18 protein-coding genes are annotated in these 20976 nt (G+C 48.9%); 15 read left to right on the forward strand and 3 right to left on the reverse strand.

Annotation, left to right across the window (positions count from 1 at the left end; genetic code table 11):
* A partial coding sequence (locus C2M17_RS16000; RefSeq protein WP_233997919.1) for a hypothetical protein occupies window positions 1-243 on the reverse strand: 243 nt, incomplete at its 3' end.
* Between the two features lie 188 nt (window positions 244-431).
* Between C2M17_RS16000 and C2M17_RS04985 the strand changes: the two genes are divergently transcribed.
* From C2M17_RS04985 to ccoG, 14 genes are all read left to right on the forward strand, one after another.
* Window positions 432-1478 (forward strand): DUF2066 domain-containing protein, encoded by a 1047-nt coding sequence (locus tag C2M17_RS04985; protein ID WP_105199775.1) that lies wholly within the window; start codon window positions 432-434, stop codon window positions 1476-1478.
* 6 nt (window positions 1479-1484) lie between these two features.
* Window positions 1485-2186, forward strand: a complete 702-nt coding sequence (gene hda / locus C2M17_RS04990; protein WP_105199918.1) for a DnaA regulatory inactivator Hda — start codon at window positions 1485-1487, stop codon at window positions 2184-2186.
* Window positions 2187-2279: 93 nt separating this feature from the next.
* Entirely contained in the window at window positions 2280-3260 is a 981-nt protein-coding gene (gene pheS / locus C2M17_RS04995) for a phenylalanine--tRNA ligase subunit alpha (RefSeq protein ID WP_105199776.1), read from the forward strand.
* Window positions 3261-3273: 13 nt separating this feature from the next.
* Window positions 3274-5661 carry a phenylalanine--tRNA ligase subunit beta gene (gene pheT / locus C2M17_RS05000; protein WP_105199777.1) on the forward strand — a complete coding sequence of 796 codons (2388 nt, stop codon included), beginning with the start codon at window positions 3274-3276 and terminating at the stop codon, window positions 5659-5661.
* Window positions 5662-5663: 2 nt separating this feature from the next.
* Complete coding sequence (gene ihfA, locus C2M17_RS05005; protein WP_105189518.1) at window positions 5664-5966, forward strand: integration host factor subunit alpha; 303 nt, start codon at window positions 5664-5666, stop codon at window positions 5964-5966.
* Between the two features lie 320 nt (window positions 5967-6286).
* Window positions 6287-7732 carry a glyceraldehyde-3-phosphate dehydrogenase gene (locus C2M17_RS05010; protein WP_105199778.1) on the forward strand — a complete coding sequence of 482 codons (1446 nt, stop codon included), beginning with the start codon at window positions 6287-6289 and terminating at the stop codon, window positions 7730-7732.
* Window positions 7733-7851: 119 nt separating this feature from the next.
* Complete coding sequence (locus C2M17_RS05015; RefSeq protein WP_105199779.1) at window positions 7852-8979, forward strand: M14 family metallopeptidase; 1128 nt, start codon at window positions 7852-7854, stop codon at window positions 8977-8979.
* A gap of 367 nt (window positions 8980-9346) precedes the next feature.
* Window positions 9347-10873: an alanine/glycine:cation symporter family protein gene (locus C2M17_RS05020; RefSeq protein ID WP_105199780.1), complete on the forward strand. Its 1527-nt coding sequence runs from the start codon at window positions 9347-9349 to the stop codon at window positions 10871-10873.
* A 170-nt stretch (window positions 10874-11043) separates the two neighbouring features.
* The gene (locus tag C2M17_RS05025) at window positions 11044-11373 is read left to right on the forward strand and encodes a hypothetical protein (protein WP_105199781.1); all 330 of its coding nucleotides are present in this window, start codon (window positions 11044-11046) and stop codon (window positions 11371-11373) included.
* Window positions 11370-11651: a YeaC family protein gene (locus C2M17_RS05030; RefSeq protein ID WP_105199782.1), complete on the forward strand. Its 282-nt coding sequence runs from the start codon at window positions 11370-11372 to the stop codon at window positions 11649-11651. The genes C2M17_RS05025 and C2M17_RS05030 overlap by 4 nt, the downstream gene beginning before the upstream one ends.
* Window positions 11641-14343: a DUF349 domain-containing protein gene (locus tag C2M17_RS05035; RefSeq protein WP_105199783.1), complete on the forward strand. Its 2703-nt coding sequence runs from the start codon at window positions 11641-11643 to the stop codon at window positions 14341-14343. Before C2M17_RS05030 ends, C2M17_RS05035 begins: the two co-directional genes overlap by 11 nt.
* A complete protein-coding gene (locus tag C2M17_RS05040; protein ID WP_105199784.1) occupies window positions 14340-14909 on the forward strand; it encodes a DUF1439 domain-containing protein in 570 nt (189 codons plus the stop codon). Before C2M17_RS05035 ends, C2M17_RS05040 begins: the two co-directional genes overlap by 4 nt.
* Window positions 14910-14989: 80 nt before the next feature.
* Window positions 14990-16420, forward strand: a complete 1431-nt coding sequence (locus tag C2M17_RS05045) for a sigma-54 interaction domain-containing protein (protein ID WP_105199785.1) — start codon at window positions 14990-14992, stop codon at window positions 16418-16420.
* 606 nt (window positions 16421-17026) lie between these two features.
* Entirely contained in the window at window positions 17027-18406 is a 1380-nt protein-coding gene (gene ccoG, locus C2M17_RS05050; RefSeq protein ID WP_105199786.1) for a cytochrome c oxidase accessory protein CcoG, read from the forward strand.
* Window positions 18407-18501: 95 nt separating this feature from the next.
* Here the strand turns inward: ccoG and C2M17_RS05055 are convergent, their stop codons facing one another.
* Window positions 18502-19413 (reverse strand): M14 family metallopeptidase, encoded by a 912-nt coding sequence (locus C2M17_RS05055; RefSeq protein ID WP_105199787.1) that lies wholly within the window; start codon window positions 19411-19413, stop codon window positions 18502-18504.
* Window positions 19414-19560: 147 nt separating this feature from the next.
* Entirely contained in the window at window positions 19561-19968 is a 408-nt protein-coding gene (locus tag C2M17_RS05060; RefSeq protein WP_105199788.1) for a hypothetical protein, read from the reverse strand.
* Between the two features lie 185 nt (window positions 19969-20153).
* Between C2M17_RS05060 and C2M17_RS05065 the strand changes: the two genes are divergently transcribed.
* Complete coding sequence (locus C2M17_RS05065) at window positions 20154-20711, forward strand: GbsR/MarR family transcriptional regulator (RefSeq protein ID WP_105199789.1); 558 nt, start codon at window positions 20154-20156, stop codon at window positions 20709-20711.
* Window positions 20712-20976 lie beyond the last annotated feature (265 nt).

The raw sequence follows: 20976 nt of genomic DNA on the forward strand, positions 1-20976 counted from the left end.
CCCCATGCCGAACTCAGTAGTGAAACGGAACAGCGCCGATGATAGTGTGGCATTTGCCATGTGAAAGTAGGTCATCACCAGGCTCCTATTCAGAAAAACCCGCTCAATGAGCGGGTTTTTTGCTTTCTGGCGTTTATGCTTTTTATTCCAATACATTCGATTGCAGCAATAATACAGCAGCCTTTTTGCTTTCTGAATTTTAGGTTTTACACAACGTTTATTGTTTTGCTGGGGTAAACTCATTAAGTAGCTTCATTAGTTCCTTACTCAAAAATTCAGAAAAAAGTAGGGGAGCAATTGCACCAAAATTAGCCGCCTGTGAGCAGCTAATTAACCAGGGATTCAGCTAGTTAACTAATCTTGGCTAACCCTTTGCTTTGTCACTGGCTTTGTTTTAGGATCAGGGCATTCACACTAAGGTTTAAGACGACGTGATCCGTAATTTATTACTGCTAGTTATAGCTTTTGGCGCTTTGCCGCTGCAGGCAATTGAAGTAAAAGACTTATACCAATATCGCCAGCCGGTCGAAGATAAAACCCGAACTAGCCGAGCTACCGCGAGCCAAAATGCGCTGCTTAATGTCCTTGTTAAAGTGACTGGTGACGCCAATGCGGCTGAAAACTCTAAAGTGCGTGCTGCCTTGCCCGATATCGCTAGTTACATGACTAAATATGAGTACGCGGATAATAAGGGTGAATCTTATTTACAGGTAGAATTTGATGGCAACAAGGTTAACGCCTTGGTGCGTGACGCAGGCCTTCCGTTATGGGGCAATCGTCGTCCCTTGGTGGCGATCTGGTTAGCCATAGAAGATGGTTGGCGTCGTGAACTGATGACCGCCGACTCTTACCCGCAAATTCAAGAGCAAATTGCCGAGCGAGCATCCCGTCGTGGTGTCCCCGTGGTAACGCCGTTATTTGATTTAGAGGATCACCAACATGTGACCGTGGCCGATGTTTGGGGTAACTTCAGTGACTCTCTGGATATTGCCTCTGAGCGCTATATGGCTGAGCGGGTTGTATCTGCGCGTCTTTATAAAGATGAAAACACCGACGGCTGGGCCTTGGAGTGGCGTTTTACCAATGAAGATCAGTTTGAAGGAGTAAAGCATCAGGGCGAACAACAAGAGGTTGTGGGCGATATGATTGATGCCTTAGCCAGCGCTTTGGCGAGCGAATATGCAATTGATGCTAGCTCCAGCTATGAAGCGCAACAGCAAACCCTAAAGCTATATAACACTCAGAATTTTGTCGATATTGAATATGCCGTGCGCCGTTTAAAAAGCTTAAGTGTAGTGACCGATGCGGCGGTGACGCACATCAGTCAGGAGCTGGTTGAGATCCGTATTAGCCACACAGGTGGTGTGGAAGATCTCAAGAAAGCGTTAACCCTGGATTCTTACTTTAGTGACTATCGCGATCCGCAGAAGTTTTACTACTCCAATAGTAATGATGCGCTCGAGTACGCGTGGCAGTAATCTATGATGCTTAGCTCGCAATTAGCACTGCCGGTGACCTTGCCGGATGACGAAACCTATGCCAGTTATTTTGGCGGTGAGGATTCCTTAGAGGTTAGTCATCTGCGCTCGTCATTTAATCAGTTGAACGAGCAGTTTCAATATACCTATTTATGCGGTTTAGGTGATTCCGGAAAATCGCATTTGCTTTATGCCACCTGTGTTCATGCTCAGGAGCTTGGCTTGTCCAGCATGCTGTTATCACTGAGCGAAGTGCAGCATTACGGCCCGCAAGTGCTTGAAGGGGTGGATGCCCTCGATGTGGTCTGTATCGATGATTTACATCTTATTGCCGGTGATGAAGCCTGGGAAAAAGCGCTTTTTAACTTCTTTAACCGCTTTAACGAGCCAGGTAAGCTCTTACTTATCTCCGCCGACTTGCTGCCTGATATGTTGCATTTGGATCTGCCTGATCTCGAGTCGCGCTTAAAGTGGGGCACCACCTTGCAAATTCGCTCCATGAGCGATGATGATAAGGCGCAGGCACTGACCAACCGCGCCAAGATGCGCGGCCTGGAGCTATCCGATGAATGTGCGCGTTTTTTACTGACGCGTCTTAGTCGTGATATGCGTGCCTTACTGGATGTACTCGATACTTTGGATCATGCATCCATGGCGGCACAACGCAAGCTCACCATTCCTTTTATAAAAGCCACACTAAAGCTGTAGAAACAGGCGCGCGGGGCTAGAATCAATGCGGCCCTTTGGTTATCATAAGTGGCTAAATAAACACTTTAAATTATCACCCTAGTCAGGTATCCGATGAACTTAGAAGCGATTTTGGCTGACGCCTTAAAGGCGGTTGAAACAGCCAGCGAAATCGCGCACCTAGAAGATGTGCGCGTAAACTACCTTGGTAAGAAAGGTGAAATAACCGGGCTACTTAAAACACTTGGGCAAATGGCGCCAGAAGAGCGTAAGAGCGCAGGCCAAGTAATTAACCAAGCAAAACAAGAAGTTACTGAAGCAATCAATGTTAAACGTGAAGCACTGAGTGCTGCTGCGTTAGAAGCTAAACTTGCAGCTGAAACAATTGATGTCACCTTGCCGGGTCGCAATATGGCCTCAGGCGGTGTGCACCCGGTTACGCGCACCATAGAGCGTATTGAATCCTTCTTCGGCGAGCTTGGCTTTGCCGTTAAGTCGGGCCCTGAGGTAGAAGATGATTTCCACAACTTCGATGCCCTGAATATTCCGGCTCATCACCCGGCCCGTGCGGATCACGATACCTTTTACTTCAATCCTAAGTTGGTATTGCGCACCCAGACCAGTGGTGTACAAATTCGCACCATGGAAACCGAGCAACCGCCGCTGCGTATTATCTCGCCTGGTCGCGTATACCGTAACGACTACGACCAAACTCATACGCCTATGTTCCACCAGGTTGAAGGCTTGATGGTAGATACGGACGTCAGCTTCACTGAGCTTAAAGGTATTCTGCACGACTTCCTGCGTAACTTCTTTGAAGAAGACATGGAAATCCGTTTCCGTCCGTCATATTTCCCATTTACCGAGCCTTCGGCGGAAGTAGATGTAAAGGGTAAAGACGGTAAATGGCTTGAGGTATTAGGCTGTGGCATGGTGCACCCGAACGTATTACGTGCGGTAAACATCGACCCTGAAAAATACACTGGCTTTGCCTTTGGTATGGGTGTAGAGCGCCTGACCATGCTGCGCTATGGCGTTAACGACCTACGCGCTTTCTTCGAAAATGATATGAAATTCCTAAACCAGTTCCGTTAAGAGGTCGTGATAAATGAAATTCAGTGAAAAGTGGTTACGCGAATGGGTTAACCCGGCCATCGACGCGAATGAACTGGCAGAACAACTTTCTATGGCTGGCCTTGAAGTAGACGGTGTTGATGCCGCTGCGGGTCAATTTGAAGGTGTAGTTGTAGGTGAAGTGGTTGAATGTGGCCAACACCCGGATGCAGATAAACTGCGTGTGACCAAGGTTAACGTGGGCGAAGACGAGCTACTCGATATCGTCTGTGGCGCGCCAAACTGTCGCCAAGGCCTAAAAGTGGCCGTAGCGAAAGTGGGTGCCGTTCTTCCGGGTGACTTTAAAATCAAAAAAGCCAAGCTACGTGGCCAGCCTTCACACGGCATGTTATGTGCGTTTGTTGAGCTAGGTATCAGCGAAGAAGGCGACGGCATCATGGAATTGCCTCTTGATGCGCCTATCGGTCAGGACCTACGTGAATATCTTGCTCTCGACGACAAGATTATCGACGTTGATTTAACGCCAAACCGCAGCGACTGTTTAGGTATTAAAGGCCTGGCTCGTGAAGTGGGTGTACTGAACAACCTAGACGTTAAAGAGCTTGAAATTCCTGCGGTTGAACCAACAATCGACGATAAGATCAGCATTGAGCTGGTGAATGAAGAGGCATGTCCGCGTTATCTTGGTCGCGTGTTAAAGGGCATTAACCTGGATGCGCAAACACCACTGTGGATGGTTGAAAAACTGCGTCGCAGTGGCATTCGTTCAATCGACCCGGTCGTAGATGTGACCAACTATGTGTTGATTGAGCTAGGTCACCCTATGCACGCCTTTGATCTTAATGCCATCGAAGGTGGTATCAAGGTACGTAGCGCCAACGCAGGTGAAGAGCTGGTATTGCTTGACGGCAACACGGCGAAATTAAACGAATCGACTCTAGTGATCGCCGATCATAACAAGGCCCTGGCCATGGCCGGTATCTTTGGCGGTGAGCACTCGGGTGTAACCGAAAAGACCTCAGACATCCTGCTTGAAAGTGCTTTCTTCAACCCAGTTGCGATTGCCGGCCAAGCACGCAGCTATGGTTTGCATACAGATGCCTCACACCGCTATGAGCGTGGTGTAGATTTCGCCCTGCAGCGCGATGCCATGGAGCGTGCTACTGCATTGCTGCTTGAAATCGTTGGCGGTCAGGCTGGCCCAATCGTTGAAGCGGTTGCCCCTGAGCAATTGCCTAAGGTAACGGCGGTAACACTTCGTCGCGAGCGTCTAGACCGCGTCATTGGTTATCATATCGATGATGAAACTGTTACCAATATCTTGCGCCGCCTAGGTCTGGATGTGCAGTTCGATAACAACACCTGGCAGGCGGATGTGCCTAGCTACCGTTTTGATATTCGCATCGAAGAAGATCTAATCGAAGAAGTGGCACGCGTATTCGGTTACAACAATATTCCTAACGAGGCGCCATTAGCCAAGTTGAATATGACCCGTCATAACGAAGCGGACGTAGCCATCAAGCGTATGCGCGACACCCTGGTAACCCGTGGCTATCAAGAAGCAATTACCTATAGCTTCGTTGATCCTAAGGTGCAAAATGCCATTCACGGTGAAGAAAACAGCCTGGTATTACCGCATCCTATCTCTATCGAAATGTCGGTGATGCGTAAGTCTTTAATGCCTGGCCTACTTAATACTTTGGTGTATAACCAGAATCGCCAACAGCCACGTATTCGCTTCTTCGAGCAAGGACTGAAGTTTATTGCCGATGAAAACGCCGAAAACGGCGTGCTGCAGCAGGCTGTAATTGGCGGCGTGGTTGCCGGCAGTTGTTATGGCGAGCATTGGAATCTTGATAGCCGTGCGGCGGATTTCTTCGATGTCAAAGGCGATGTAGAGGCTTTATTGGCGCTGTGCAATACCAGTGCACGCTTCAGCTTTAAAGCCGAGGCCTGTGATGGTTTGCACCCAGGTCAAAGCGCGGCCATTTATGCAGATGGCGTAAAGGTTGGCTTTATTGGCGCTTTACACCCACAATTGCATAAGCAATTGGGTATTAACGGCACCGCATTTGTGTTTGAAATTGAAATCGCCGCGCTTAACAACCGCGTGTTGCCACAGGCTAAGGCTATTTCAAAGTTCCCATCGAACCGCCGCGATATCGCGATTTTAGTCAAAGACGAAGTAAATGCCGGTGATGTTTTGGCCGCGATAGAAAAAGTTGGCGGAAATCAATTGGTTGACCTAAACTTATTCGATGTGTATAAGGGCAAAGGTATAGAGCCAGATTATAAGAGTTTGGCAATTGCTCTGACACTGCAGGCGGTTGATAGAACGCTCGAAGAGAAGGATATCAACCAAGTTGTCGACAACGTCGTAGCCACTTTGGCTAAAGAGTTTAATGCATCGTTGAGGGACTAGATATGGCGCTTACCAAAGCCGACATAGCTGAACACCTATTTGAGAAGTTGGGGATCAATAAAAAGGATGCCAAAGAACTAGTTGAAGCGTTTTTTGAAGAAATCCGCTCAGCTTTAGAGAATGGGGAGCAGATCAAGCTTTCTGGCTTTGGCAATTTTGATCTTCGCGATAAGAAAGAGCGACCGGGTCGTAACCCAAAAACCGGAGAGGATATTCCTATTTCGGCGCGCCGTGTGGTTACCTTTAGGCCTGGGCAAAAACTGAAAACCCGTGTTGAAGTCGGTACCAGTAAGCTTGAGTCTTAATCATAAAAAGCAGCCTTAGGGCTGCTTTTTTAATGCCTGAAATTGGCCGCTATTCCTTGCCTGCACATTTATTTAAGCCCCTGTCCGGCACTGTGTTTTTGAACGCCGTTATTTCCTATCCCAATCCTTTAATTTTTCTCCGTCTCTTATTGGGCTAATGAGTTAACAATAACTAGAGGTGGTTATTGTCGCCACTTTGCATTAGAATATGGGCGCCCGGCAACAGGCATATTGTCCTTGATCGCGCTCTCACTTTGTGGTCGGAACAATTAAGTGCTGGGGTTGATATCCGTTCAAATCAAATTTCAAAGGCAGAAACAATGACCTTATCTCACGAGCAAGAATACTTAAACAGCTGGCAGGAACGCCAAGACTTCGCTGAAAGTATGCAACCTATTATTGGTAAACTGTACCGCAACCGTGGTATCGAAATTGCTGTATATGGCCGTCCGCTAGTAAGCGCCAGCACCATCGATATCATTAAAGCGCACAAAACCGTCGCTCAATTTGAAGATTCAAAACTGCGTTTACGTGAAAGCTTCCCATTCCTAGAAGCCATTAGCAAAATGGAGTTAAACTCTGCTCGTATCGATATCGGTAAGTTAGCCTACAACTACCTATACAAAGATGCAGCCAATGGTCGCTCTGTTGAAGAATACCTAAACGATGAACTAGCTGAAATCGTTAACGCCGGTGCAGCGAAAGAGCCGCGCGACGTAGTACTTTACGGTTTCGGTCGTATCGGTCGTTTACTAGCTCGTCTACTTATCGAAAAATCAGGTCCTTACGCTGATCTTCGCCTTCGTGCTATCGTTGTTCGTGGCGGTAAAGACGGTGACCTTGAAAAGCGTGCCAGCCTGTTGCGTCGTGATTCAATCCACGGTCCTTTCAACGGTTCAATCACTGTTGATCATGAGCGTAATGCTATTAAAGCAAACGGCAGCTACATCCAGGTGATCTACGCGAACTCACCAAGCGAAGTTGATTACACGGCTTACGGTATCAAAGACGCACTCGTTGTTGATAACACAGGTATCTGGAAAGACGAAGCGGGCCTAGGTCAGCACCTTGAAGCTAAAGGCGCGGCGAAAGTACTACTTACCGCTCCTGCTAAAGGCAATATCAAGAACATCGTATACGGTGTTAATAACAGTGATATCAAAGCAGAAGACAAGATCGTGTGTGCAGCAAGCTGTACAACTAACGCCATCACACCTACTTTGAAAGCTCTTAACGACAAGTTCGGTATCAAGAATGGTCACGTTGAAACTGTACACTCGTACACCAACGACCAGAACCTTATCGACAACTACCACTCGGCCGAGCGTCGTGGTCGTGCTGCTGCATTGAACATGGTTATCACCTCTACTGGTGCAGCTAAAGCGGTATCTAAAGCGCTTCCAGAGCTTGAAGGCAAGCTAACTGGTAACGCTATCCGCGTACCTACGCCTAACGTTTCAATGGCTATTTTGAACCTGAACCTTGAGACTGCAACGAACGTAGAAGAGCTAAACGCCTTCCTACGTGACACGGCACTTTACTCAGACCTTCGTGACCAAATCGACTACACAGCATCGACTGAAATCGTATCGACTGACCTTGTAGGCAGCCGTTACGCCGGTGTGGTTGACTCAAAAGCAACGATTGTTGACGGTGACCGCGTAGTACTTTACGTTTGGTACGATAACGAGTTCGGCTACAGCTGTCAGGTTGTACGTTGTATGCAAGACATGGCTGAGGTTACTCACCCAAGCTTGCCACGCTAATAAGCGTATAGAACAAGACTAGCCGGCACCGAGTGTCGGCTTTTTTATTGCTAAAACTGGCTTTACCGACCTATTACTAGGGAAGGGCCAGGTTATCTCATTAACAATAAGGATCAGCAATGAAGATCACCAGTAATTTCGACAGTGGTAATATCCAGGTTATCGCTAGTGAAAACCCGATGAATATCCAGCTAGAGATCAATAAGGACAACCAGTCTGATTTTTATCAGTGGTTTCATTTTCGCCTAGAAACCACGCCATTTGTTGAGCACCGTTTGCAGATCAACAATCTGGCGCAGTCGGCCTATCCGGAAGGTTGGGACGATTACCAGGCGGTTGCTTCTTATGATCGTCAAACCTGGTTCCGCGTTCCTACCCGTTATGAAGACGGCACCCTGGTTATCGACGTTGAGCCGGAATGCTCACAGATGTTCTTCGCCTACTTTGCACCATACAGCTACGATCGTCACCTGGACCTGATTTACTGGGCACAAAGCCACGCCATTTGTGAAGCGCAAAACCTAGGCCTAACACTGGATGGTCGCGATATGACGGTTTTGCGTATTGGTGAGCCGAGCGCAGAGAAGAAAAATATCTGGATCACTGCGCGTCAGCACCCGGGTGAAACCATGGCCGAGTGGTTCGTTGAAGGTTTGCTGCACAAGCTACTGGACGACGAAGACCCCCATGCTGCTGCACTGCTGTGCAAAGCCGTATTCTACGTAGTGCCGAACATGAACCCGGATGGCAGCGTTCGTGGTCATTTGCGTACCAACGCCGCCGGTGTAAACCTTAACCGTGAGTGGGCCACACCAAGCATGGAAAAGAGCCCGGAAGTCTTCTTGGTGCTTAACAAGATGCGCGAAGTGGGTCTGGATATGCATCTGGATATTCACGGTGATGAGTCTATCCCTTATAACTTTGTCGCCGGTAGTGAGGGGATCCCAAGCTATGATGCACGCCTGGAAGAGTTAGAAAATACCTTTAAGCAAGCGCTATTAACCATCACGCCGGAGTTCCAGGATGAGGTTGGTTACGATAAGGATGCACCGGGCGAGGCCAACTTGACCGTGGCATCCAGTGCGGTTGCCGAAGAGTTTAAGGCCTTGGCTTACACGGTAGAAATGCCGTTTAAAGACAATAACAACCTGCCAGACTTGGATTATGGTTGGTCAGACCGTCGCTCTTACCAATTCGGTCAGGATACCCTCAGCGCCATCGTTGCTGTGGTTGATAAGTTGAGATAACAGGCTTTAACGTGGGCATTGGCTATTACTGTGCCCATCATTGAGTTTAAAGCGATAAAGGCATGGGTTGGTTAACGATCCATGCCTTTTTTATTGCTTTCAATTTAGCCGGGATAAACTCAGCTAGAAGTTTAACGCATTAAAATGAAACAAGATTTACTTACGGGGTAAGCTCTACTCGAGCCCATAGGTCGAACGGATTGAAAATTAAGTGTTAACAAACTTAGGCAGTATAAGTTAATATTCCAAAGGTTGAAGAGTGAGGTAAGTATGCTTGCTAATTCTCACTGCCTTATGTCGCGCATTCTCAGTAGCTAACGCAGAGTATCGTAACTAAGAATAAGAAATATAATTATAGAGGATATCTATGGAAGCTTTTGTAAGCGCCGTTAATGACATTGTGTGGAGTAGTGCACTCATTTATCTCTGTCTAGGTGCAGGTCTATTTTATTCCGTATTAACCCGTTTCGCCCAGGTTAGGCATTTCAAAGAAATGTGTAAATTGCTGCTGAGCTCGAATGAATCGAGCCGAGGCATCTCATCTTTTCAGGCCTTGGCCGTTTCCTTATCAGGTCGCGTAGGTGTAGGTAATATCGCCGGCGTTGCTGCTGCCATAGGCTTTGGTGGTCCGGGTGCTATTTTCTGGATGTGGATAGTGGCATTTTTGGGTGCCAGTACTGCGTATGCCGAGTCTACTCTGGGGCAAATTTATAAAACAGAAGAAGATGGTCAATATCGCGGTGGCCCGGCTTACTATTTTGACCGTTGCTTGCAGCAAAAATGGTTGGCCATTTTATTTGCCGTATCGGCCATCGTTGCTTGTGGTGTCTTTTTACCCGGCGTGCAGGCCAATGCGGTAGGTAACGCCTTTACTCAGGTATTTGGTAACGGTGAGATGGTAGCGACTGGCTTTGGCGAGGTAGGCACCTATAAGCTGGTAGCTTTGGCTGTTATTCTGATTGTTCTGGCCTTTATTATCTTTGGTGGTATTAAACGCATCGCCCACTTTACCCAATTTGTCGTGCCATTTATGGCCTTGGGTTACATAGTTCTGGCTTTAATCGTGGTATTTCTAAACCTGGATAAAGTGCCTGGAATCTTCTCGCTGATCATCTCCGATGCCTTTACCGCCCAAGCCGGTTTCGGTGCGGCCATCGGCTGGGGTGTAAAACGTGGTATTTATTCGAATGAAGCCGGTCAGGGTACGGGCCCGCATGCAGCCGCTGCGGCTGAAGTTGACCATCCGGCGCAGCAAGGTCTGGTACAAGCGTTTTCTGTCTATGTAGATACGCTGTTCGTTTGTACGGCGACCGCGTTAATGATCCTTATTACCAAGCAATACAATGTGGTAGGCGACTTGCCAGCGGGCCAGTTTATTGTCCAAAACGTTGATGCAGCAACTGAGATTGGCTCTGCAGCCTTTACCCAAATGGCCTTGTTTAATGTCTTTGGTGACTTTGGTCATGCCTTTGTTGGTATCGCTTTGTTCTTCTTTGCGTTTACTACAATACTGGCGTACTTCTACATTGCCGAAACCAACGTTGCCTACTTAAATCGTTATGTCAAAGGCGGTATCCCGCTGGTGCTGGTGAAGCTGGTGATCATGTTTATGGTTTCATACGGCATGGTTAACAGCTCTGGTTATATCTGGAATATCGGTGACATTGGTGTTGGCCTAATGGCGTGGATCAACATTGTTGGTATCTTGGCGATTCTCTTTGTCGCTAAACCGGCTCTAATGTGTTTACGCGATTATGAAGACCAGAAAAAAGCAGGCGGCAAGATCACCTTTGATCCGGTTAAACTTGGCATTAAAAATGCGACTTTCTGGGAAGAGCGTCTTGCCAAGCAATCAACCAAGAAATCGACCAAGCAATCGAAAGATGCCCAGTAAGAAAGGTCGATTTGTTGATGGAAAGGGCGAGCCCAGAGCCATTTTTGAATCTCAGCGATTGGCTTAAATTCAAAAAAGACATCGACAAATAAAACCAGTACAATGAGGCGCCAAGTGGCGCCTTTTTTATTGGCGCGTGTATTGGCACCTAATTGCACCTAGGAGTAAGCATGGCCATAATTTCATGTCCGCAATGTCAAAAGTCGATATCCGACAAACATCAAGCCTGTCCCCATTGCAATGCCGTTTTTGGCGAAATGGATGCCGAGACCAAAAACCGTATGGCGGCGCGTTCTAAAACGCAAAAGCAGCAGTCGCTGATGAACCAGTCTTTTATCGCCTTAATTCTCTTCCTCGGTGGCTTTTTCGTGCTTTACTGGCATCATCCTGTGCCGGGCTCTTGGCAGCAAACCACCTGTTATGTGGCAATCGCCATCGGGGTTGTTTGGTATCTAGTTAATCGTGTTCGTCTCGTGCTTTTGAAAAGAAAAAAATTATGAATATTGACCAGTTAGTTCAGTCTATCACCCCTGAAGTTTACGAACGTTTGCAATATGGCGCCGCCACCGGCAAGTGGCCAGACGGTAACCCTTTAAGCGAACAACAAAAAGAGCAAACCGTGCAACTGGTGATGCTCTATCAAGCCAAGGTGCTCAAAAGCGACGAACAATTTACCGTTGGCGCCGACGGCCAGTTGGTGCAAAAGTCGAAAAAAGAATTAAAGCAGCAATTTAAGGCCGAAAACGAAATAGCCAGGTTCAGTGAAAATGATCTTTAAACAGTTATTCCAACCCAAGTGGAAGCATCCAAAAGAAACCACCCGACTCGGCGCATTAGCCCAGCTGGACAAACAACAGGATGCACACATAATCACAACCTTGGCCTGTGAGGATCCCAGTGCCAATGTGCGTACCGCGGCGCTGAAAAAGCTCAACGATGTGGGTCTTTGGTGGCAGGCGTGCCAACAGGACGGTGAGCCGAGCATCAAACGTCTTGCTAACCAAAAAGTGGCCGAGGCCATTTTGGCCAGCCCAGACGCCCTGAGCGATACCGACAAAGAGCGTTATATCGATCGCTTTGCCGCCGATAAAACCTTGGAGCAACTGGCGCTGCAAGAAAAAACCGCGGCCGTCAAAATTAAACTGTTAACCCGTTTAAACAAAGCACCTTTGCTGGAGCAGGTATTTCGCAGCGCCGATAGAGCATTGCAACTGCAATTGTGTGAGCTGGTGCTGAAATTACAGCTAACCGAAAAACTGCTTAAGGTCGCCAAGGGTGAGGCCAAGGACAAGCTGCAAAAGGTAATTGACGAGCAGCAACGCCAAGAGCAGATGCCGCTAGAGGTGGCAGAGCAAGTTAAGCTGATTCTAGCCAAGCTCAATGCCTTGCGTGAAAAAACCGATTATCAGCTGGTTAACAGCCAGTTTCTGCAGCTGGAAAAGCAATTCCAGCAGTTAGAGCTAGAGTGGCTGGACGAAGAGCTGCGCGGGCAAACACAAAGCAAGTATACGCAGCTGGCGGCCAAACTCAGCGCGCACAGCGACAAACTAAAGGTCGCGTATGAGCAAGAGCAAGCGCAGCAACTAGCCAAGCAGCGCAGCGTTTTGGCGCTGGCTAATCTCAGTGCCTTGGCGGAAGAGATCAGCAATGCCATGGCCCTGCGTTTCGATGGTAATGAGCAAATTCAAACCGACTGGCTTTATGCGAAAGTAGCGCAAGCCAAGGACATGTTGCAAAGCCAAGACCTGCAGGCAGGTAGTGAGCTGCAAAGTCAGCAGCAAGAGCTAGAGCGTCTGTTTAAGCAGGTTGAGCAGCTGGCGGCCTATGAGCAAGACGTGGATGCCCTGCGTGAGCAGCTGGCCAGCTATGGCAACCTAAGTGTCCCCGCTGATATCAGTGAGCTTGACGCGGCGCTTAGCGCTGAAGCCGAGCTCCGCGCGCAACTGCAGCAGGCCATTAAGGCACTTCCCAAAGAGCTGGCGGCGCTTTGGCAGCAACAATTTAATCAGGCCAAAAAGCACTGGCAGAGCCAGAATGACACCCTGATTCAGGAGCAAAAGCAACTGCAGAGCGTGGCGCGTAAAAAGGCGCGAGATATTCGCCGCCTTATTAATCAAGGCCGTTACCGCGTTGCCTTTGGCGTGTTTAATGGTCTGCAAGAAGCATATGCGCAATTGGCAGTACATTTTCAAAATGATCTAAGCCGCGAATACGAAAGCCTTGCCAAAACCCTGGATGATGCCAAAGACTGGCACCAGTATGCCGGTGAAGCGCAGCAGGAGCAGTTACTTGAAGCGGCGAAAGAGCTGGCACAGGGTGACTGCGATGATGCCAACGAGCGCTTAGCCCAGGTAAAGCGTTTGCGTAAAAGCTGGCAGTTGCTGGGCCCAGAGGTGGCGCAGCAGGCGAAAGAAGCATTTGAGCAGGCGATCGAGGCGGCCTTTGCCCCTTGTCGCGAGTATTTTGCCGAGCAACAAGCGCTTAAAGAGCAGGCCATGGCCGAGCGCGAACAGTTAATCGCACAGATGCAAAGCCTGAGTGAGCGTGCCGCCGAGCTTGAGACGCGGGAGCTGGAACACCAGTTCAACGCGCTATTAAAACAATGGCGCGCCGCCAAGCACATAGAAAGTAAGCTTTATCATAAATTGAGTAAGGCATTTGGCAATGCGCAAGGGGATATGGCCGAGCGTGTAGCCAAATTCTATCAAGACAATGCTCATGCCAAAGAAGCGCTTTTGCAGCAGGCGGAAGCTTTGGACACCAGTGATGTGTTTGCAGCCACCAACAAGCTAAAAGAGCTACAACAGCAATGGCAACAAATTGGTTTTGCCGGTAACGCTAAAGAGCGTAAGTTGTGGCAGGCGTTTCGTCGTGTAAATGACGGTATTTTCAGACAGCGCGATGCCGCTAAGGAACAGCAGCAACAAGCCCATGCCGAGCAAAAGGCGGAGCAGGTGAGTGCCCTTGAAGCCCTTGAGCAACAACTGGCGCAGGCGCAAAGCAATGCGGATTTACAACACTTGCTCAATGATGTGCAGCAGCTGCAATTGGTGCGCGAACTGCAAGGTCAACGGCAGCAACTTGCGGCTCGAATTGAGGCGGCGTTAAATGCCAAAGAGCAGGCGTTGCAAACCCGTCACTTCCAGGAGCTGCGTACCGCTTTGGCCGAGCAGCAGGCTGTGCCTGCAGATTGGTTAAGTGGCACCCGCGTGGATTTAACCGCTGAGCAATTGGTGCTACGCCTGGAGATCACCAATAATCTGGCCAGCCCAGAGTCGCTTTCTACACAGCGTATGCAAGAGCAGGTGAGTATGCTTGATAATAAGCACCACGGCGTTGAGCACACCAGCGAGGAGTTGTTACTTGCTTGGTTAGCTGGCGTGGGCGTTAACGAGCAGGGTATTTGTCAGGGTGCGCAAGCCGAGATTGAGCGCCTGGTTGTAGTTTTAGATAAGATGGTATCAGTATGAAGCAATGGTTAGTGGGTCTGGTATTGGCTGGTGTCGCTTTGTTAAGCGGCTGCGCCGGTCATGCACCCTTGAGTGTATTTTCTTTAACGAGCGGCGAGCTTGAGCAGAGCTTGTTACAACAAAGCGACCGTTATGGCGCCAATGCCACGGTAATGGGCGTGCCCATGGAGCTGACGGTGAACGATATTGGTGTGCAAATCGGCCCTGAGCATAGCCCTAATGGCATTGAGCTGGCGCTGGATAATACTGTGATGATGCAGGCTTTGGCGCTAAAGGTGCCGGTGCGAGTGCGCTTAAACATTGCCGCTGCGCCGTATTTTAACGCTAAGCAGGATGCCATCTATTTGCAGGATTTTAAAATCCTTAATGCGGATATAGATGCCATGGGTTACCGCGGTAAGTTGGCGCCCCTGTCTGAGCAGGTGCAGCAGTTATTGACTCAGGCACTGAGCCAATATCCTGTGTATAGCCTGAATAAGCAAGACCCGAAACAGGCCTTGCTGTCACGCTTTAAGTTGGCGCTAGAGGTTAACCCCGGGGTGATCACCCTGACTTCCGGGCTCTAATGCACTTAATTTAAACCTTGCGAAAATGTGTGAGCAAGCCCTAAAATGACGACATATCGTTACTTGCTGGCACATTTTCCATGGACTCTTCATTAAAACACTTTCTTCACGATCCCCGTCTATTACTTGATGCCGCCGGCGAGGGCATTTATGGCTTCGATCTCAGTGGCAATGCGGTCTTTATTAACCCCGCCGCAGAGCGCATGACAGGCTGGCAGGCAGACGAGCTACTGGGTAAAAAGATCCACCAGTTTCATCACCACAGCCATGCAGACGGCAGTGATTACCCAGCCGATCAATGCCCCATCTATCGCACCATGTTCGATGGACAAACCCGTCAGGTAAGTAACGAGGTGTTTTGGCGTAAGGATGGCAGCCTGTTTCCCGTTGAATACACCTCTACGCCTATTTATAAGGATCAACAACTGATTGGCGCGGTGGCGATATTTCGTGACGTATCCACCCAGCGCAGCACGGAGCAAGCCTTACGTGAAGCGCTGCAAAGGGTGAGTCAGTTAAGCGAGCAGTTACAGGCGGAGAACCGTTATCTGTTAGAAGAGCTCAATGCGGATTGGCAGCACGGCGACTTGGTTGGTCAGTCGGCGCCTTTTCGCACCATGATGCAGCAGATTGAGCTGGTGGCACAAACAGATGCCAGCGTTTTGATCCTCGGTGAAAACGGCACCGGCAAAGAGCTGGTGGCGCGCCACCTCCATGCCCAAAGTGAGCGCCGGGATGCTCCTTTGGTCAAGGTCAACTGCGCCGTGTTTGCCGAAAGCCTGTTGGAGTCCGAGCTCTTCGGCCATGAAAAGGGCGCCTTTACCGGCGCGGCGCAAAGACGCAAAGGGCGCTTTGAGCTGGCCGACGGCGGTACCTTGTTTCTTGATGAGATTGCCGAGCTGCCGATGTCTGCTCAGGGTAAATTGTTGCGGGTGTTGCAGGAGCAGGAATTCGAGCGGTTAGGAGGGCAGGAGACCATCAAGGTGGATATTCGCCTGATTGCCGCCACCAACCGGGATCTATGGCAAATGGTGCAGCAGGGCACCTTTCGTATGGATCTCTATTATCGCCTCAATGTCTTTCCCTTAACCGTGCCGCCGCTGCGCGAGCGCATCGAGGATATGGAGCTGCTGGTGGCTCAGCTGCTGGCCAAGCTGTCGCAAAAGTTAACTCGCAGTTTCACTGGGATAAGTAAGAAAAGTTTGGCCATGCTTAAGCGTTATTCATGGCCGGGCAATATCCGTGAGCTGCAAAATACTCTGGAGCGCGCCGCTATTTTAAATCAGGGACCGATTATGCAAATACCCAGTTTGATGGTGGACGGTGCAGTTGGGGAGCCTGCTCACGATGCCATGCCAACCTTGGCGGCCCACGAAAAGCAATATATCGAAGAGGTGTTAAGCCAATGCCAGGGGCGTATTAATGGTCGTGGCGGTGCCGCCGAAGTTTTGGCACTGGCACCAAGTACCTTGCGCTCGAAGATGAAGAAGCTTGGGATCTGCCGCGGATAGACTGAAGCGGGGAGAAGTGTGATAGTGGGGCCTTAAGTGTCGCTGCTAACGCCTTACTAATGGGCGCATAAATGCTTGGCTAAAATTGGCGACGAAGGAGCACAAGCCAAGCGTTTTGCGTCCTTTTGAGTAACTTGTTAGCTAGTTTCTACATTGAGCTTCAAATTCTTAGGATCATTATCTTTATTTTGCTCATCCAGTTTTCTTTTTATTGATTCGAACATCCATACTCCGAAAAACAGCTAACAGCTAACAGCTAACAGCTAACAGCTTTTAGCAAGACCTTACAAGGTACGCTACCTAGTAAGGTAGGAGGTAAACCATGTATAGGCGAACTAATAAGACTATAAAAAGTAATAGTAAATCATACAGTAAACGAAATGATAACTCGGCACAATGCGAAGAGGGTTCCGCACCAATTCAATCCTTTTCTAAGTATTCCGTCAATGGAGATAACGATATTTCGATAGCTCCGGCGTTATATCGTTATCAAACTTGCTTTTTATTTTTAAAATAACCAATAAAAACAATTGGTTGATTTAAATTCAAACCTGGCACAACACTTGCGATAGGAGCTGTGTTCCCTAGTTAGTAAAAGCAAGTAATATGAAATTTGATGTTAAAGAAGAAGACCTGATCATTAAGCCCTATAAGCAATCCGGGCCGATTTATGTGCGTGAGCAAAAGGGGCGCTTTCAGCGTATTCGCCGTATTTTAAGCTGGTGTTTGATGCTGGCTTTTATCGGATTGCCCTGGGTGAGTTATCAGGGCCAGCAGGCGGTGTTATTCGATGTTGCCCAGCAGCAGTTTAGGATCTTTTCCGCCACCTTTTTCCCGCAAGACTTTATGCTGGTCGCCTGGCTCTTTATGGCCGGGGCCTTTGCGCTCTTTTTTATCACCAACTGGCTGGGCCGTGTCTGGTGTGGCTATATGTGCCCGCAAACCGTGTGGATGCTAATGTATACCTGGGTTGAGCACCGCCTTGAGGGCACCCGCAACCAACGTATAAAACGCGACGCTCAGCCCTGGAACGCCGATAAGTTGGTACGTAAGGGGGCCAAGCATCTGGTGTGGTTATTGATGGCGTTTTTAACCGCCACCACCTTTATGAGTTACTTTATTCCCGCGCACGAACTGTATAGCGACCTGTTGGGTTTGAGCTGGGGTGGTATCACCTTATTCTGGGTCTTCCTGTTTACTCTGTGCACCTATGGTAACGCCGGTTGGCTGCGGGAAAAGATGTGCATCTATATGTGCCCCTATTCGCGTTTTCAATCCGTGATGTTTGATAAAGACACCTTGGTCGTGAGCTATGATCAGGACAGAGGTGAAGCCAGGGGGCCAAGAAAGCGCAAGGCCGACCCGAAACAATTGGGCTTGGGAGATTGTGTCGACTGTAATCTGTGTGTCGAGGTATGCCCGGCTGGTATCGATATTCGTAATGGTTTGCAATATGAGTGCATTAACTGCGGTCTGTGCATCGATGCCTGTGACCAAACTATGGACAAGTTTAATTATCCAAAGGGTTTAATCGCCTATCGCAGTGAGCATCAGCAAAACGGTGGCCGGACATCAATTTGGCGCTTAAAGCTGGTGGGTTATGCCTTGATGACAGTGCTGGTGTTTGTGGTGATGGCTATCTGGCTCAATGGCCGTACGGCGCTGGAAGCTTATATCACGCGCGACAGGGGAGAGTTGTCCCGGGTTGATTATCAGGGCCAGGTGGAAAACCCCTATCGTATCTCCATTATCAATAAATCCCAGCAGGTTCAGGAATATACCTTGAGTCTTGAGGGTTTGGAGCAAGGTCAGTTGCAGCTGCACGGGCAATTAAGATTGCAACCGGGTGAGCAAAAAGAGGTGCCGGTTACGGTGCGCATTGATGGTGAATTACTTGAGCGTAAGGTGACGCCCTTTAGCTTTGTGATAACGCAAAACGAAGGTGAGCAGCAGAGTATTCGCAAAGAAACCCGTTTTTATAAGTAGTAGCTTCAGCAAGATAGCCGAGCAATAAAAAGGACCCAGTCTAGTGCTGGGTCTTTTTATTTGTGTCTGCCTAGGGTTGTAACGCTAAGCGCTGTTTATAAAGCGCTAACAAAATCCAAAGCGCCAACTACGGCGGCAACCTGAGCTGCGACGCAATTTTCTGGTGTGCTGCGTGGGCTATCCGGATAGACCTCGGTGGTGGTGACATAAGGAGCTAAAGTCAGGCCCATACAGAGGCCCAGTTTGCGCCCCGCATATTCAATCACTCCATGCCCGGAAATGGGCACGCCAATTAACTGGTTGTTTATATCGGCTTCGGCAATATGGGTTACGGTTGCCACCTCGGCGTTAATGGCTTTTTGGAATTCCGGCTGTGGGCGCTCGGTGTCGGCCACCAGATAAAAGCCATCGGGAATATTCCAATTGTTATTGGTCGTGCCTTCTCTTGCCGCCAAAGCCGGGCGGAATTCCGAGTTATCCGTATCCGTGGTTTCATGGAGATCTATATGTACCAGCACATCGCTGCTAAAAGGGGCGATAAAGTCGAGCAGCAACTGAGCTTCGGGGGCAGGCGAGCCTTCATAAAAGGAACGATTCGGGTCGATTGCCTCCGGGTTCCAGCGGTTAATGGTTTCATAACCCCAAGGGCTTACACAGGGAACCACAAGAATATTGAAGGCTTCGCTATGCGCCGGGGTGAGCTCGGCGGCAAACGCTAGGGCACCGTGAATACCGCTGGTTTCATAACCATGTACGCCACCGGTAACCAGGGCAATAGGGCGCCCGGCCTGCCAACTTTTATGCTTAAGGGCAAAGAGGGGATAGTCTTGCTGATAAGCAAGCAGTCCGTATTCGATAATCTCAAACTGAGCGCTTAGCGCCTGAATCTTGGCGACGACTTCATCCTGATAACTGCGGTGCATTTTTTGTGCCTCAAGCCATTGCTGCTTGTGCTCTGGGCCCCAGGGTTCACCCGGTGTGCCAATGGGATAAATGGTGTTGCTCATAACCCTTCCTGCTATTGTCTTTGTTTAGGCGCAGCTTAGAGTCTTGGCAGGGATTGTCAACCAAATTGCCTTTGTTGGCCAAGGGTATGGAGCATATATTGAGGCGTCGCGCCCTAAACTTTGAACGCGACTAAAACGTGCGGGAGGCTAGTTTTCAGCTAGGTTATTCTGGATATAGACAAGGGCGTCATCGAAATTTTCAAAGACGATATCGTTGGCGCTATTGGCGCGCCCTAAGGCACGACGAATTTGTTCTAACTGATTGATGGCAATAGCAGAGTTGATCACAAAGGCGGCGGCTTGGCAGCCATGGGCAAACATCTTCTCGGCCACAGACACCATAAGCACTTGTGCCTCGGGTGTAGCGGCAAGCACATCCTTGGAATTACTGATATAACCCCAACGTTCAAGCTGATGCTCTTTCACCAGGGTTTCTAATTGAGTGGCGAAGGTGGCTATCATGCGCTCATTGATGGCACCGCTGAACTGGCCGACGATCACATCTCCTTGTCGGGTTAGTTGATATGAACCATTGGCGCCGGAATAATTAAACATATGTCCCCCTAGGTTTGTGAAGGCGAGATTCTCATCACATTGTCCCTATTGTAACTGCAACTATGTGTATTTAGGATGTTTTTTCATGGTTTATTTGATGTTGACCAGGTTAAGTGTAGTTGATGCTTGAATGGAGTTGTTAAGATGAGGTATTTTCAGAACATAATGAACATTTAGGGTTGGTGATGGAACTAACAGATAAAATGCAGGCCTTTGTGATGCACTGTGGTGAGATGGGCAGTCGTTGGGGCTTTAATCGCACCATAGGCCAGATGTATGCGCTGCTACTTATTAGCGAGGAGCCACTGAGCGCCAACGAATTATCGCAAACCCTGCATATTTCCCGCGGTAATGTCAGCATGGGTATTAAAGAGCTGAACTCCTGGCAGCTGATCGCCACTCGGCATAAGCCGGGCGATCGTAAAGAGTATTACCAGCCGGCGGGCAGCATTTGGCAAATGGCCAACCGTGTATTTGAGCAGCGCCGTAAGCGCGAAATCGACCCGACCTTGAGCCTGTTGCGCGATAACCTCCTCGAGGAACCAAGGGATCAGCAGGAGCGCTACGCCCAGCAAAGGTTATTAGAAATCCATGATTTACTGGAAATGATCACCGAATGGGCCTCCGAGCTGCAGCGCTTAAGCCCGGAAAAACTCTCCACGCTAATGAAGCTCGGTGCCGGCGTGTCAAAAATCCTCGATTTTCGCGATAAGCTCAGCCCCAAAGACCGCACAGAGTCCTGAGTTACTCATTAATTAGCCCGGAAAGCGCAATAATACTAAACGCGTATATCTATATAACGAAACAGTTGAGGTGTTTTTGCGCAATTAGGTTAATAATTAGTTATAGGTTTCCAGCCAAAGATAACCAATCTCGCTCGTCGAGTTGGTTTTCTTCTTTTTTGGCCCTTCTTAATTATCCCCACGCCTTGTACCTGCTCGCACAACACTAGACAAATGGCCGTCTAGCCGCTAACGTAAGTCGGTTTATTACAACAAGAATGGATTT

Source organism: Pseudoalteromonas sp. T1lg10, from assembly GCF_002964545.1.
GTDB lineage: Bacteria > Pseudomonadota > Gammaproteobacteria > Enterobacterales > Alteromonadaceae > Pseudoalteromonas.